Here is a 14,011-nt window from a genome sequence, read left to right on the forward strand (position 1 = left end):
GTGAAGCGTGGCTCGCCAGAAGCCACCAGAGAACGCGTGGGCCAACGGCGAGCTTGACCGCGCTGCACGGGTAGCGTCCGAGATCAACGCCGACGCCGAGACGCAGGGACGCGTTACCGAGATGTGGCGCGACGCCGCGAACAAGGCGCTGATCTCGACCGCCGCGGCGTACCGCATCGGCGACCCCCCGACTGGACGGCTGATCAGGCCGAACAACGCCGAAGGCTGGGAATCCGAGTGCTGGCAGTACTACGACACCGTCGGTGAGCTGCACTACGTCGCGGGCCAGAACGGGCGCGCGGTCGCGCTCGCCCGCATGTTCATTGCTCAGTACGACGACGAAGGCATCCCCCGCGAAGTTGAGACCGGCAACGCTGCCGCCTTGTCGCGTGACCTCCTCGGCGGCGAGACCATGTCTTCCGAGTTGAAGTTCGCGCTCGGGGTACAGGGCATGATCGCCGGCCAGTCGTTGATCACCGTGTCCGACACCGACGGGTGGGCGGTGTACTCGGACCAGGACTTCAAGATCGACAACGCCGAGCTGCGCCGCGCCGCATCCGGCGGTGGCAAGAAGGGCGTATCGCCGTACCTGGTCGACCGCGGCGGGGCACGCAAGGAACGCTTGCAGAACGGGACCCTGGTCATCCACATGTGGGACCGGCACCCCGGCCGCGCATGGCAAGTCGACTCCTCCACGCGCCCGGCAATGCCCTACCTGCGGGAGCTGTGCCGCCTCGACGAGTACGTCCAGTCCACGCTTCTGTCCCGCATCGCGTCGGCCGGAATCCTCCAGGTCCCGCAGGGAGCTTCAACCGCCGCGCCGCCCGGAATGGACGTCCCGGAGGGCATGGACCCGCTGATGCACGTCCTCGCCACCGTCGGGCAGGCCAACATCACCGACCCCGGCACCGCAGCCGCGGTGCTTCCGGTGCTGCTCACGATGCCGCCCGGGGAGGCGCTGCAACACCTCACGCTGGACTACCCCCTGACCGGGGTGATCAACGAGTTCCGCAACTTGAACCTCAAACGGGTCGCGATGTCGATGGACCTCGCGCCCGAGGTCATGACCGGCTTCTCCGGGGTGAAGTACAGCAACGCCGAGTTCATCCAGGACGAATCGACCCGCACCCACATCGTCCGCCGCGTCGCCGCGATCGCCTCTGCCCTGACCCGCGCCTACGTGGTCCCGGCCCTGGGCGAAGAGTTCCTGGTCCGATGGGACCTGGCGGAGCTCGAAGCCAAGCCGGACCGGTCGGAGAACGCGATCCAGCTCTACGACCGCGGCGAGATCGACGGCGACACCCTTCGCGAGGCGACCGGGCTCCGCGACGGGCAGGCGCCCGAGGGTGACGAGCTGTTGCGCCAGATCGCGTACCGGGCGGTCACGGTCAACCCCGCGCTGCTGCCCGCGATGGCGGAGCTTCTCGGAGTCACGGTGCCCGACTCGGTCACGCAGATCACCGAGCAGCTGACCCACCCTGCCGGCCAGGCCGACGACGCCACGGATTCGCGTGAGCAGCCGGCCGGGACGCACCCGGCCGACACCGGCGGCGCCGAGGCAGCGGCGCAGCGCACCGACAAGCGTCACGCCGACGCCCCACCGGTGCCCGACTTGCAGCCCCGGACGCCAACGGACAACAACGCCAAGACGCTCGCCCCACGCAAGCCACAGCCTCTCGTGTCCGATGCGCTCGTGGCGGCGTGCGACGTCGTGGTGTCCGGCGCGCTCGGCCGCGCGGGCGCGGCGTGGCGCAAACGCAAGCGGTCCCGCGTCAACGCCACCCGCAGCCTGGAGACCCAGGCGATCTACCTCGAACACCCCATCTGCGGCGACCGGAAGCAGCACGAGACGCCGCAGGAACACGCCATCGCCGCGTTCGGGGGGCGGTTCAGCGCCGTTCAGCGCATCGCCGCCCTGCACGACTGCAACCCCGAATGCTTGCAAGCGACGCTGGTCAACTACACGGCCGAGCTGATCGTGGAACGCAAGCCGCACTGCACGAACCGGCTGACCGAAACGCTCGGGGAATGCGTCCATGCCTGACCCCGACGACCTTCAGCGCCTCCACGCCCGCAACGAAGCCGCCATCGCGAAGCTCGAGAAGCAGATCGCCGATGTGGTCCGGCGCGCGGTCACCGCGATGCTCCGCGCAGCCACGGCCGCGGTCAACGGAGCGGCCGGCAACCCGAACGCCGACGATGTCCGGGCCGCGGCGCGCAGCGCATGGGAACGCGCGCTCGCGAAGGTCATCACCTGGTTGACCGGTGCGGTGAAGCGGCTCGCGATCGACCGGCTTGGGAACCTGCCCCGCGAGGACGACAAGCCGCAGTGGCGCACGGTCGCCATGTCCCGGCGCCGCCAGGTGCGGGAGATGGCGCAGGAGTACACCCGCGACGCCTCCAACCGGCTGAAGAACGTGCCGGACAACGTGTGGGACGTCGTGAAGCACGAGCTCGACGCCGGGTACAGGCTGAACGAGTCTCCGGCCGACCTGCGGGACCGGGTCGCCGGCGCGCTCGGGATCGATCGGTGGGCGCCGCGCGCGTCGGTGATCGCCCGGACCGAAACCACCGCGTCGTGGAACGCGGCCCAGGACGCTTCGATCAGCATCGCCGAGCACGAGCTGGGGGAGCCGTTGCAGCGGATGTGGCTGGCCACAATGGACGACCGCACCCGCGAATCCCACCGCGCCGCCCACCGCCAGACCGTCAAATCGGGGGAGCGGTTCACCGTCGGCGGCGCGCATCTGCGCTACCCGGGAGACCCGACTGGTCCCGCAGAAGAGGTCATCTCGTGCCGCTGCACCGTGGTCCCGGTGTTCGCCGACCAGCCCGTGGACATCTCGGATCACCTGATCGAACAGGAGCGTCAAGCGATGGAACGCGAGTTCCGCGGCGACACGCAGACCGCGTCCGCCGACACCACCGACATGGATGCGCTGGTCGCGCTGACGCGGCTCCCTGCCCAGTTGGTGCGCTATTGGACCAAGGGGGAGGGCGCCGCCAAGATCCGCTGGGGCGAGCCCAAGGACTTCTACCGGTGCGAACGCCAGCTCCGGAAGTACGTGAAGAAGCCCAACGAACTCGCCGGGCTGTGCGCGAATCTGCACAAGATCGCTCTCGGCGTGTCTCCAGGGCAGGAGGACAAAGGAAGGACCGCCGACGTGGGATGCCCGTGCGAGACGACCGAGGACGACGCCGCCGAGATCGTTGCGGCGGTCATCGGCGATGATCTGCCGCTCGCTGCCCGAGACCACCCGTGGGACCCGGAGGCCGCGGCGCAGCGTGTGGCCGACTGGGCAGCAGGAGACGCCGAGCAGGAGAACCGGGGCTACTTCAGGCGCGACGGCGACGAGCCGGCCGTCGGATACGCCGACGTCGTCGATGGCGATCTCGTCGCGGTTCCGGAGGCCGTGTTCGCCGCCGCGGACGCCCTGCACGCGGTCGAGGGAGACGACGCCGCGGCTCTGCGGGAACGCCTGACGGCCTGGTACGCGAAGATGGCGCGCGAGTTCGGCGACGACTCCATGGAGCCGCCGTGGAACCGTGCGAGCCACACCGCGGCCTTCAACGTCGGCAGTGACCCGGCCAGCGGTGACCAGCCGGCCCAGACCGACACTGTGGACAGCCCGGACGCGAGCGACGACCCCGCCGGCGACTCGATGAACAAGGCGCGCCAAGGAGCGATGGTCGCGCTCGTGCCCTCGGAGCAGGACGCGGCCCGGCTCGCGGTCGACGGCGGGATCCCCGCCGACGAGCTGCACGTGACGCTGGCGTTTCTGGGCGACGGCGCCGACTGGTCCGACGAGGAACGTCAGGCGGTCGCGCAGATCGTGCAGCAGATCGCATCGCAGGCCCAGCCGGTCGATGCGAACGCGTGGGCGCCGTCGGCGTTCAACCCGACCGGCGACTCCCCGTGCGTCACGTACCTGATCGGCGACAACAGCGGCGGCCTGGTCGACCTCCACGACGCCGTCATGGACGCCCTCGCCGGCGCGAACATGGCCCTGCCTGAGCAGCACTCGCCGTGGATCCCGCACGTGACGGCCGCCTACGACAGCAGCGACACCAGCGCCCTGGACCAGACCGGGCCGATGACGCTCGACCGGCTCCGCGTCTCCTTCACCAGCGACACCGCGGACTACCCCCTTGGCGGGGCCGCAACCGACACGACCGATCCCGCTGAGAACGAGGACAGCACGATGGACGACACCAACACCCCAGTGACCACGGCATCCGCCGACGCCGATGCCGAGGCGGTGACCGCCGCCGTCGCGGTGGCCGAACCAGACACCGACACCGCTGAGAAGCCCGACACCGAGACCGAAAACGACGCCGAGACAGAAGGCAACACCGCGCCGCCCGTGGACCCGGACGTGGCCGCCGAAGCGACCGCCTACCTGCGCGCGAAGGCGACCGACCGAGAAGCCGGCCCGCAGACCACGCTCGCCGCGGCGGCCGAAGCCGCGAACATCATCTCGAGCGCGATCGCCAACGCCCCCGAACGGCCGGACCTGTCGGTGTTCGACAAGCGGAACCTGACCAAGCCGACTCCGATCACCGTCACCCCCGACGGGCAGCTGTACGGCAACATCGCCCTGTGGGCGTCGTGCCACCGGGGCATCGGCGGCGAATGTGTCCGCCCGCCGCGGTCCCGCATCGACTACGCCGCCTTCCACCAGTACGACCACGCGGTTTCGGCAAGCACGGACGGCGCCAACCCGGGCGTCGTGAAGGTCGGATACCTGCTGGCCGGCTGCGACCACGCCCCGATCGACGTCAGCGAGGACCAGGCCCGCGACTACCACGAGAAGGCCTGCACTCGCGTCGCTGCCGTGCGCGCCTACGAGGATGACCACGGCATCCAGGTCGCCGGGCACCTCATGCCGGGTGTCACGGAGCAGCAGGTGGCCGATCTGCGGCACATCTCCGGCGAGTGGCGGACGGTGTCGCTGGAGCTGATGGCCGCGGTCGGCGTCGACGACCCCGGTTACCCCGTCGCCCCGCTCGACGCCACCAACGTCGCCGTGACCGCCTCCGCCGACGTCGAGGTGTACTCCGAGGGCGAGTCACGGGCGCTGGCGCTCGTGGCGCACATCCCGCTGGTCGACGAGAACGGTGCGCGCTCGCTCGACGTCAAGGCCACGGCGAAGGAACTGTTTGCCGAGTTGAAAGCGGAAATGGCGGCGGACAAAAACCGTTCCGACGCGATCGCGGCCGTGACGGCTGCGAAGCGTGACGCATTCGTGCGCAAGGTTCGCCGGTACAAGGAAGTTCGAACCGGATAAATCCGGGGTATCTACCCTGGGGGTGTGGGGGAGCCATGATTTCGAGGGATGAACGATGTTGGATGACCTGATTGAAAAGGCGAAAGACGCCTACAAGAAGGGTCTGCTCTGGCTGGTGAAGAAGACCGCAGGGGACATTCTGCCAGCCAAGCCTGACCTGCCGGACGTGCACGTGCCGAAGCTGCCGCACGTCGAGCCGCCCAAGGTGAACGTGCCGCACCCGCACCTGCCGAAGGCGCCGGACGTGCACCTGCCGCACGTGCCCAGCCCGGGACACGACCGGCACAACCCGTTGCCGGGTAAGGATGAGAGGAACTAAGCAGTGGGATGCAACTGCGGTGGCCGCAAGAAGGCCGCGCCCGCCACGACGGCCGGCGCCGCCGCCGCCAGCACCGGCGCCAGCGATGACCCGTACTTCGAGGTCAAGCGCGGCGGCGTCGTGCGCTACCGCTCCAAGAGCCAGACGGACGCCGACACCAAGGCTCGGCTCATGAAGGCCGAACTGTGGAACGGTGGCCGGGTGGTCTCCAGCTACGCCTGATCGAAAACGCCGCATACAGCCCGGTTGCGCATTCCCGCGCAACCGGGCTGTATGCTTTCCGCAGTCTTCCAGCAACCCTGATGGTCGCAGGTCAAGACAGCGCTGCTGGACTCTCTATGGAGCCGGGCGCACAGCAAGAAGTGTTGTTGTTCTTGCGTGCCCAGGCTCCTATTTGCCCTCGTGAAACTCGGGTTTGGGTACGCGCCCCGACGTGTGAGGGAAAAATGCCCCCCGAGATTCCAGAGAATCTCAGCGCGCTCACACGTGACCAGCTGGTCGCACTCGAAGACCAGCTCCTGTCACGGTTCGAGCAGCTGACGAAGCAAGACCCGACGCCGGAGATCAACGCCGAGATGGCGAAGATCGCCGAGTCGCTCCCGCAGGTTGGCACCATCATCCAGGAAGGCGACGACGCCCAGGCCCAACGTGCCTCGTCGATCAACGCTTTCGAGGATGCCCAGCGGCGCCGCGCCGAAGTGCAGCAGCGGCAGACCGAGCAGGCCCAGCAGGCACCGGTCATCGAGACCGACACCGCCCAGGGCGAACCGCAGGTCGCTGCCGACATCACCACCGCACCCGACGCCTCCGCCGTGGTCGAACCGGCCATGCCTCAGACGCCCGCCGCTCCGGGCCAGGGATTCACACTGACCACGACCACACCCGGCCCGACAAGCGTCACCGTCGCCGCATCGGCTGACCGCCCGTCGGTCGCGCAGATCGCCGCCAACGCCCCGGCCCCGACCGCCCCGGCAGTCGCGCAGCGTGGCGAGTGGTACCGCGTCCTCACCGCTGGCGCGGAGATCTCCGGCCTCTCGGCCGGTGCCCGCTTCGGCTCCGGCTCCGAGGTCGCCGACGCCCTGATCCGCCGCACCGAGTCGATCGCCGTCGTCGAGGGCGAACGGTCCGCGATGGTCGCCCGCGCGCACATCGAGGCATTCGACGCCCCGGTGACCCGTTCCGACTCGTCGGCCGCAGTGACGCGCCGCATGCTGGAGGCGGTCCGCCAGTACCAGGACAACCGCGAGCAGCCGCGCGACGTGCTCACCGCCGCCGGCGGATGGTGCGCCCCGTCGGAGACGATCTACGACCTGTGCGAGCCCGAGGTCGCTGACCAGCTCGTCAGCCTCCCGGAGATCCCGATCACCCGCGGCGGTATCCAGTTCTTCCCGTCGCCGGACATGTCGGCGTTCGACCCGTTCATCTGGGGCTTCTGCGAGCAGGAGCTGATGCGCGGCGTCGACAAGCCGTGCCCGGAAATCCCGTGCCCGGACCCGATCGAGGAACGCGCCTGCGTCGAAGGTGCCTGCATCCAGGCCGGCATCCTCATGGCCAAGGCCTTCCCGGAATGGGTCGAGCGGTTCGTCCGCGGTGTCCTCGTGGCACACGCGGTCCGGATCTCCGCCGTGACCCTGGCCCGCATGGAAGCCGGTTCGACGCCGGTCGTGTACAACCACGACCTGCTGGCCGGCTCCGGCTTCACCGCGGCCCTGCTCAACAGCATCGAGTACCAGGTCGAAGACCTGCGCGGGGACTACTTCCTCGGGCAGAGCGACCGGCTGGTGATCATCCTGCCCCGGTGGGTGCGAGGGATCATCCGCGCCGACCTGGCCAACCGCACCGGTGTCGACCTGCTCAACGTCACCGACCAGTACATCGACGGCCTGTTCGCCGAGCGCGGCATCGCCCAGATCCAGTGGGTCAAGGGCTGGCAGACCGACCACGTCGGCGCCCCCGGCGTCTCCCAGGCATGGCCGTCCGACATCCGGTACCTGCTCTACCGCGATGGCTCGTGGGTCCGGGGTCTCGAGCCGGTCATCGAGCTGGACACCCTCTACGACTCGGTGACGATCAAGCGGAACAAGTTCACGCGCCTGTTCACGGAGCAGGCCATGCTCGTCGCGAACCTGTGCACCAACTCGCGCGTGGTGACGCTGCCGGTGTGCCCGAGCGGTGCGACGCACTGCGGCAACCCGATCGCATGCTTCACCGAGCTGCCTGCGGGAGGCTCAAACCCTCCTAAGCCCTCGCCTCCGGACGGAAACGGGGATGGCGAGGGCGAAGACGGTGGGGACGGCGACGGGCGGATTGACCCGCCGGCTGGTGACCCGAAGCCCGACTGCCCATACGCGCAGATCGCGGCCTTCAACGCGGCCGTGGGGGGTGTCGAGCTGTCGTCTGGCCCGTTCTGGCAGGCGACCGCCGACAACCCCCGCGTATCCGCGGCACACGCCGAAGCGAGCTTCGGCACCGCAGGTTTGGTGACATCGGAGGTTGACGTGACCGCCGGAATGGCGACGGCCGCGTGCAAGGACATGCGGCTGTCGTTCGCGGACGGGTTCTTCACGATCTCGGCCACGAGCATCGACGTCGACTGCACGCAGCAGGAGATGACGACCAGCCTCGTCGATCTCAAGATCGAGGTGGGCTGGCACGAGGTCGAGTTGCCGGCGAACCCGGCACCGAACACCACGGTCGACCTGACCTCGGGTGGGCAGGTCGTCGGGCGGGCGATCCTGAACTATCAGGACGCCATGAAGACCACGGCTGTTGTGGTCGAGTTCGACGACGACGTGGCGGGCTACCCGGTTGCCGGGCGGTTCGAGTTCGTCACCGCGTCGTGCTGCCCGGACAGCCCGCAGGGCCCGCATGACGGCGGTGGTGATGGAGAAGGCGAAGGGGAGTCCCCTGAGCCGGTCCCGCCGCACCCGACTCCGCGCCCTCCGGTTCCTGTGCCGCCCAAGCCGACGCCGCCGCCTCCGCCGGTTCCGGACCCTCCGGCCCCGACTCCGGAGCCGACCCCGGAGCCTCCGAAGCCGCCCAAGCCTGTTCCGCCGAAGCCGAAGCCCCCGAAGCCGAAGCCGCCGAAGCCCACGCCGAAGCCGCCGACCCCGGAGCCTGACCCGGCACCGGTCGACTCGTGCTTGTCCGCGTTTGGCGTCCACGCCCAGATGAAGGTGCTGGGGAAGACGATCAACCTCGGGCCGACGTACGAGGCGACGCCGGACAACCCGCGCCAGGACGGTCCGCACATGGACATCCCGGACATCGGGACCGTGGGCAGCTGGCGCAACGAGGTCGACCCGAAGGCGGGTACGGCCGTCTCGACGTGCGACCTGATCGACTGGAACATCGGCGACGGGTTCATCAAGGTCAAGGCCGACTTCCTGAAGGCTCACTGTGGGCCGGACGGACGTAACGGTGACTTCGGTGGGCTCACGTTCACCGTGGCCGGCAAGGACATCGAGATCCCGGGCAACCCGGACCCGAACACCGAGATCGCCCTGACACTGCCTGGTCCGCTGCCGATCACCATCGGCAAGCTGATCATGAACTACCAGGACGACTCGCATGTTGCGGTGTTCCGGTGGGAGCTGCTGGAAGGTGTTCCGGCGTCGCCGATCTCCGGGTCCTACGAGGCGGTTGCGGTGTCGTGCTGCTCGCCGCGGAACGACACAGGGACCGGCGAAGGCGAGGACGGCGACACGCCGGCCCCGACTCCGCCGCCGAAGCCGACGCCTGAGCCCAAGCCGACGCCGCCCCCGGCACCCAAGCCGGAGCCGAAGCCCGAGCCGAAGCCAGAGCCCAAGCCGGAACCGAAGCCTGAGCCGGAACCCAAGCCTGAGCCCAAGCCTGAGCCGACTCCTCCGCCAGCCCCGAAGCCCGAACCGAAGCCCGAGCCCAAGCCGACACCGGAGCCACCGGCGCCCGGCGGCGACAACTCGTGCTTGTCGGCGTCGATGCTGTCGGCGGACGTCACGATCGGTGGCAAGAAGATCGAGCTGCCGGTGTTGCCGCGCGCCACTGCGGACAACCCGGACGCCAGCGCGATCAACATCAACGTGCCCGGGTTCGGGTCCGTCGGTGAAGAGAAGGCCACTGTGGACGTCAAGGCCGGCACCGCCGAGGCGTCGTGCCTCGACGTGTCGTTCGAGATCGGCGGGCTCAAGCTCTCCGCTGACGTGTGGAAGGCGTCGTGCACGCCCACCGAGAAGAACGCGAGCTTCGGTGGGTTCAAGGCCGAGTTCCTGGGCCAGGCGCTGGAAATCCCGGCCGAGGTCCTGCCCAACACCACGATTCCGCTGATCACGCCGCTCGGGATCATCGGGAAGATGGTGCTGAACTACCAGACCTACGATCGGGTGACCCTCATCCACATCGAGGCTGGTAAGGACCTGCCGATCGAGTCGCCGATTCAGGGCGAGATCGACATCGTCACCGCGGCGTGCTGCGAGAAGAACCGGCCCGACCCGGCTCCGTGCCTGGACCAGAAGAAGCCCATCTCCTATGGCCTCGAAATGGAGATGAAGGTCGGCGGCAAGGACATGCGAATGGACCCGGTGGGGATGTTCGCGGCCCAGCCAACCGAGGACGGGCACCTGGACTTGGTGCGCGGCCCCCGGATGGTGCTGCCTGGCGTCGGTTCGATCGGGACGTTCCGCAACGAGATCGCGCCGCTTCGGCCGTACGCGATCACGACCTGCGACAACATCGACGTCAACATCGGCGACGGCGCCTTCGTGATGAAGCTCGACACCGTCAAGACCGAATGCGGTGTCGACGAGAACGGCAAGGACGTCACCGGCTCCAAGCTCGGTGGCCTCTACGTCAAGATCGCCGGTCACGAGATCGACATCCCGGTCGAGCTGCCCGAGAACACCAAGGTGCCGCTCACGCTGCCGATTCCGGGACCGCTTCCCGACATTGAGCTCGGCTCGATGACGCTCAACTACGTCTCCGAGGACCGCAAGGTCTCGCAGGCGTTCCGCCTGGAGGTCGCGGAGGGAATCCCCGCGTCTCCCGTCAGTGGCCACTTCGCCTTCTCCGGGGCGAACTGCTGCTGACCCACAACGTGACCCGGTGGGGGTCGGCCGCCCGACACGGTTCCCCCACAGACCCCCACCGGGTCACCCCACTTTTCTTACCAGCGAACGGATAGCGACATGGCCAGCGTCACGGTGCCGCCGTTGCCTCGGACACCGCACTTGTTTGGGCTGTTCAGCGTGGCGTCCGTTGTGGACGTGGCTGACCCGCACATGTTCATGGGCGTGCAGTGGCAGCCCTACCCGTGCGACAACCCATCGCTGTGGCGGCACGACTGCCCGCCGCCGGACAAGCCGCGCGAGAAGCGACTCACCGAGCAGCCGGCCACCGTCACCGCCACACCGATCAACGTGTACGGCTCGTTCGACTGCAAGCTCGTCGGCTACAACATGCCCGAGGCGACCGCCCGCGCCCGCGAACACCTGCTGCTGGGGGAGCAGCACGCCGTCGAGTACGGGGTGTGGACCGGGGCCAGCGACAACGTGCCGCGGCTCGCCGACACCAACACGCCAAGCCTCGGGACCGTCCACGACGCGGCATCGCTGCTGTCGGAGCTGTACCAGGCAAGCGATATCCACCTGGCCGGCGATCCGGTGTTGCACATCCCCAGAGCGGCCGCGCCGCACATGCGGCTGCACCTGATGCATGCCCAGGGCGGGCGGGTCGTCACCGCCGAAGGAATCCCCGTCGCGATCGGAACTGGCTACACCGAAGCCAACACCGGCCCCGACGGTTCAAAGGCACCGGCCGGAGCGTTCTGGGTGTACGCAACCGGCCCGGTGACGGTGTGGCGAGGCCCCGTGATGGACGTGCCGGATCCCGCGGAACAGGGCTTCAACACCCGGACAAACGACTATGTGGCGCTCGCTGAGCGGCAATTCCTCGTGGGGTGGGACTGCCTGACGTTGGCTGCGCTTTTCGCGCCCGCACGCGGGTAGAAGGGTACGAGGGGAATGGTTTGCTTCACACCGATCCGCGGCAGGATGATGCGGATCACCAAGGTCAACGAGTGCGGCGCACCCATCTACGGCGACTGCTCGCAGGTCGTCTCGAAGGGGTTCGTGTCCGTGGAGTTCCAGCCGCAGACCGACGACGGTGACGACATCACCGTCCGGAACGCGGCTGGCGACATCTGCGTGTCGGTGCCGTCGTGTAAGCGCGTGACCGGCATCGACGTGACGATCAACTTCTGCTCGGTCGACACCGACATGTTCGCGATGATGACCGGCCGCGACCCGATCACCAACGACCAGGGCGAGAACATCGGCTTCGACATCGGCGACATGCCGTGTGCCGCCGGGTTCGCGCTCGAGCTGTGGACCGGGGTGTTTTCCGAGACCGCGTGCGACGGGACCACGGGTAAGGCCCGGTACGGGTATCTCGTGCTGCCGTGGATCTCCGGTGGCGTGCTCAACGACTTCACGGTGGAGAACGACGCGTTGACGTTCGGCGTGACCGGCACCGCGCGTACCGGCAGCGGGTGGGGTGAGGGCCCGTACGACGTGCAGGACCACGCCGGCGGCGCGGCGCCGCTGCACCCGGGGCTGGACCCGGACATGTTCGGCCGGATGCTGCTGACGACGGTTCCGCCGCCGGAGGACGAGTGCGGTTGCCAGCCGCTCGGCGACCGCCAGCACAGCGGCGGCGAACACGGCGAGGACGACGGCGAGCACCACGGCGCCCCCGGCGGCGGCGAAGGCGAGGACGCACTCCCGATCGCTGCCTGACCTCAACAGACGTGCTCCCCAAGCCCACGAACGAAACGGGCTGGGGAGCACGTCTGTTTGTGACCCAGTTGATCTAGAATGGACGGTGCGTGACAACAGGGTGGGGGCGCGGTTTTCCGCGTTCTGGGGGAGCCCTGGCTGAGGGGAAATACCGTGGCTGAGAAGCCCGCTCTGTTGATGCTGTCTGGCGGCATCGACTCCACTTACGTTGCGTACAAGACCCTTGCTGAGGGTCGGCCGCTGCACATCCACCACATCCACCTGATCAACCGCGAGGGGCGCGTTGAGGCGGAGAAGCGTGCCGTGCAGCGTGTCCTGGCGTGGCTGCGCCGCAACGGCCTGACGAACTTCACCTACACCGAGAACACCTTCGATTACGGGTCGATCCGGTTCCTGGTCAAGGACTACTGGATCTACTCGTTCATCGCCGGTGTGATCCTGTCCGACCCGCGCAACAAGGAGATCGGTTCGATGCTGCACCCGCGGCACTCGGACGCGTTCAACCTGCGCCCGGGGCAGTCGTTCGAGCAGGCCGCGCAGCGTGCGAGCTCGGCGCTGGAGGGTCTTCCGTCGTTGCTGTCGCGGCGTGACATCAAGATCGAGTACCCGATCTTGGAGCTCGACAAGGCCGGCGTGATCGACGCCTGCCCGGGTGAGCTGCTCAAGCTGGCCTGGTACTGCCGCCGTCCGATCCGGATGGGCTCGACGTACCAGACCTGCAACGAGTGCTTCACCTGCCGCCAGGTCTCCGACGGTCTGGCGCGGAAGCGCCGCAACCGCTGAGTGATCCCGGGGTGGCGCGCATCGTTCGTCGGTGCGCGCCGCCCGGGGCGCTCCGGAGGGAGGCAGATTTGTCGATTCGAGACCCGCACACCGAGTTCATCGCCGTCGAGTTCGCTCGCCGCGGCTACCCGGTGACGTGGCTGAACAAGTGGTGCTTCGTCGCCGTGATCGGTTCTCGAGCTGTGCCGTTCTGGGCGACCCGTTCGGTACTCAACACGCAGGTCGCGTCTCATCTGGCCAAACGCAAGGACATGACCGATCGGCTGTTGCGCGTCGCGGGGGTATCGGTACCGGAAGGACGCGTGTACTCGCGTCGACAGGCCGCCGATGCCCTGGTGTACGCGCGCCAGCGCTGGCCAGTCGTGGTGAAGCCGGCCGTGTCGCCGGGACGCATGGCCGGCGCGTCGATCGGCGTGACCGGACCGGGCGAGTTTGCTGCCGCGTTCGAGAAGGCACTGGGGGTGTCTTCTCGGGTGATGGTGCAGCAGACCGCCCGGGGCCACGAACTTCGGATGCTCGCGGTCGGTGGCCGGTGCGTGTCGGTGATGCGGAAGCTTCCCGACCCCGCGACCGGGCTGCCGCTGCCTGGGAGCGGCTACGAGGGCATCACACCGCAGGTGCACCCGTTCTACCTCGCCATGGTCGAACGGGCCGTAGCCGCGTTCCCAGGACTCGGGTTCGCCGGCCTGGACGTGATCGTCCGGGACTGGACCGTGCCCGGCCCGTACGCGGTGCTGGAGGTCAACTCCGCACCCGGCATCCGCGGCCACCACACCGCGCAACTCGGCGAACGAGTCAACGTCGCGAAACACATCGTGGACGAAGTAGAAGCCGTGGTCGCGTGACCACGG

Annotated in this window: 9 protein-coding genes; all 9 read left to right on the plus strand. The window is 68.5% G+C overall.

All coding sequences use genetic code 11. From position 1 onward, the window contains the following. Positions 1 to 7: 7 nt before the first annotated feature. The gene (locus tag K1T34_RS32960; protein ID WP_220238651.1) at positions 8 to 2,044 is read left to right on the plus strand and encodes a hypothetical protein; all 2,037 of its coding nucleotides are present in this window, start codon (positions 8 to 10) and stop codon (positions 2,042 to 2,044) included. After that, positions 2,037 to 5,288, plus strand: a complete 3,252-nt coding sequence (locus tag K1T34_RS32965) for a 2'-5' RNA ligase family protein (RefSeq protein ID WP_220238652.1) — start codon at positions 2,037 to 2,039, stop codon at positions 5,286 to 5,288. Before K1T34_RS32960 ends, K1T34_RS32965 begins: the two co-directional genes overlap by 8 nt. A 55-nt stretch (positions 5,289 to 5,343) precedes the next feature. Further along, complete coding sequence (locus K1T34_RS32970) at positions 5,344 to 5,607, plus strand: hypothetical protein (RefSeq protein ID WP_220238653.1); 264 nt, start codon at positions 5,344 to 5,346, stop codon at positions 5,605 to 5,607. A gap of 3 nt (positions 5,608 to 5,610) precedes the next feature. After that, the gene (locus K1T34_RS32975) at positions 5,611 to 5,829 is read left to right on the plus strand and encodes a hypothetical protein (RefSeq protein ID WP_220238654.1); all 219 of its coding nucleotides are present in this window, start codon (positions 5,611 to 5,613) and stop codon (positions 5,827 to 5,829) included. Between the two features lie 224 nt (positions 5,830 to 6,053). After that, on the plus strand, positions 6,054 to 10,670 hold the full coding sequence (locus K1T34_RS32980) for a major capsid protein (RefSeq protein ID WP_220238655.1): 4,617 nt from the start codon (positions 6,054 to 6,056) through the stop codon (positions 10,668 to 10,670). 99 nt (positions 10,671 to 10,769) lie between these two features. Beyond that, on the plus strand, positions 10,770 to 11,588 hold the full coding sequence (locus K1T34_RS32985) for a hypothetical protein (protein ID WP_220238656.1): 819 nt from the start codon (positions 10,770 to 10,772) through the stop codon (positions 11,586 to 11,588). Positions 11,589 to 11,633: 45 nt separating this feature from the next. Further along, positions 11,634 to 12,377, plus strand: coding sequence for a hypothetical protein (locus K1T34_RS32990; RefSeq protein ID WP_220238657.1), 744 nt, complete (start codon positions 11,634 to 11,636; stop codon positions 12,375 to 12,377). 153 nt (positions 12,378 to 12,530) lie between these two features. Continuing rightward, the gene (locus K1T34_RS32995; protein WP_220238658.1) at positions 12,531 to 13,160 is read left to right on the plus strand and encodes a hypothetical protein; all 630 of its coding nucleotides are present in this window, start codon (positions 12,531 to 12,533) and stop codon (positions 13,158 to 13,160) included. A gap of 68 nt (positions 13,161 to 13,228) precedes the next feature. Next, a complete protein-coding gene (locus tag K1T34_RS33000; RefSeq protein WP_220238659.1) occupies positions 13,229 to 14,005 on the plus strand; it encodes a hypothetical protein in 777 nt (258 codons plus the stop codon). Positions 14,006 to 14,011 lie beyond the last annotated feature (6 nt).

It is taken from the genome of Amycolatopsis sp. DSM 110486, from assembly GCF_019468465.1.
GTDB lineage: Bacteria > Actinomycetota > Actinomycetes > Mycobacteriales > Pseudonocardiaceae > Amycolatopsis.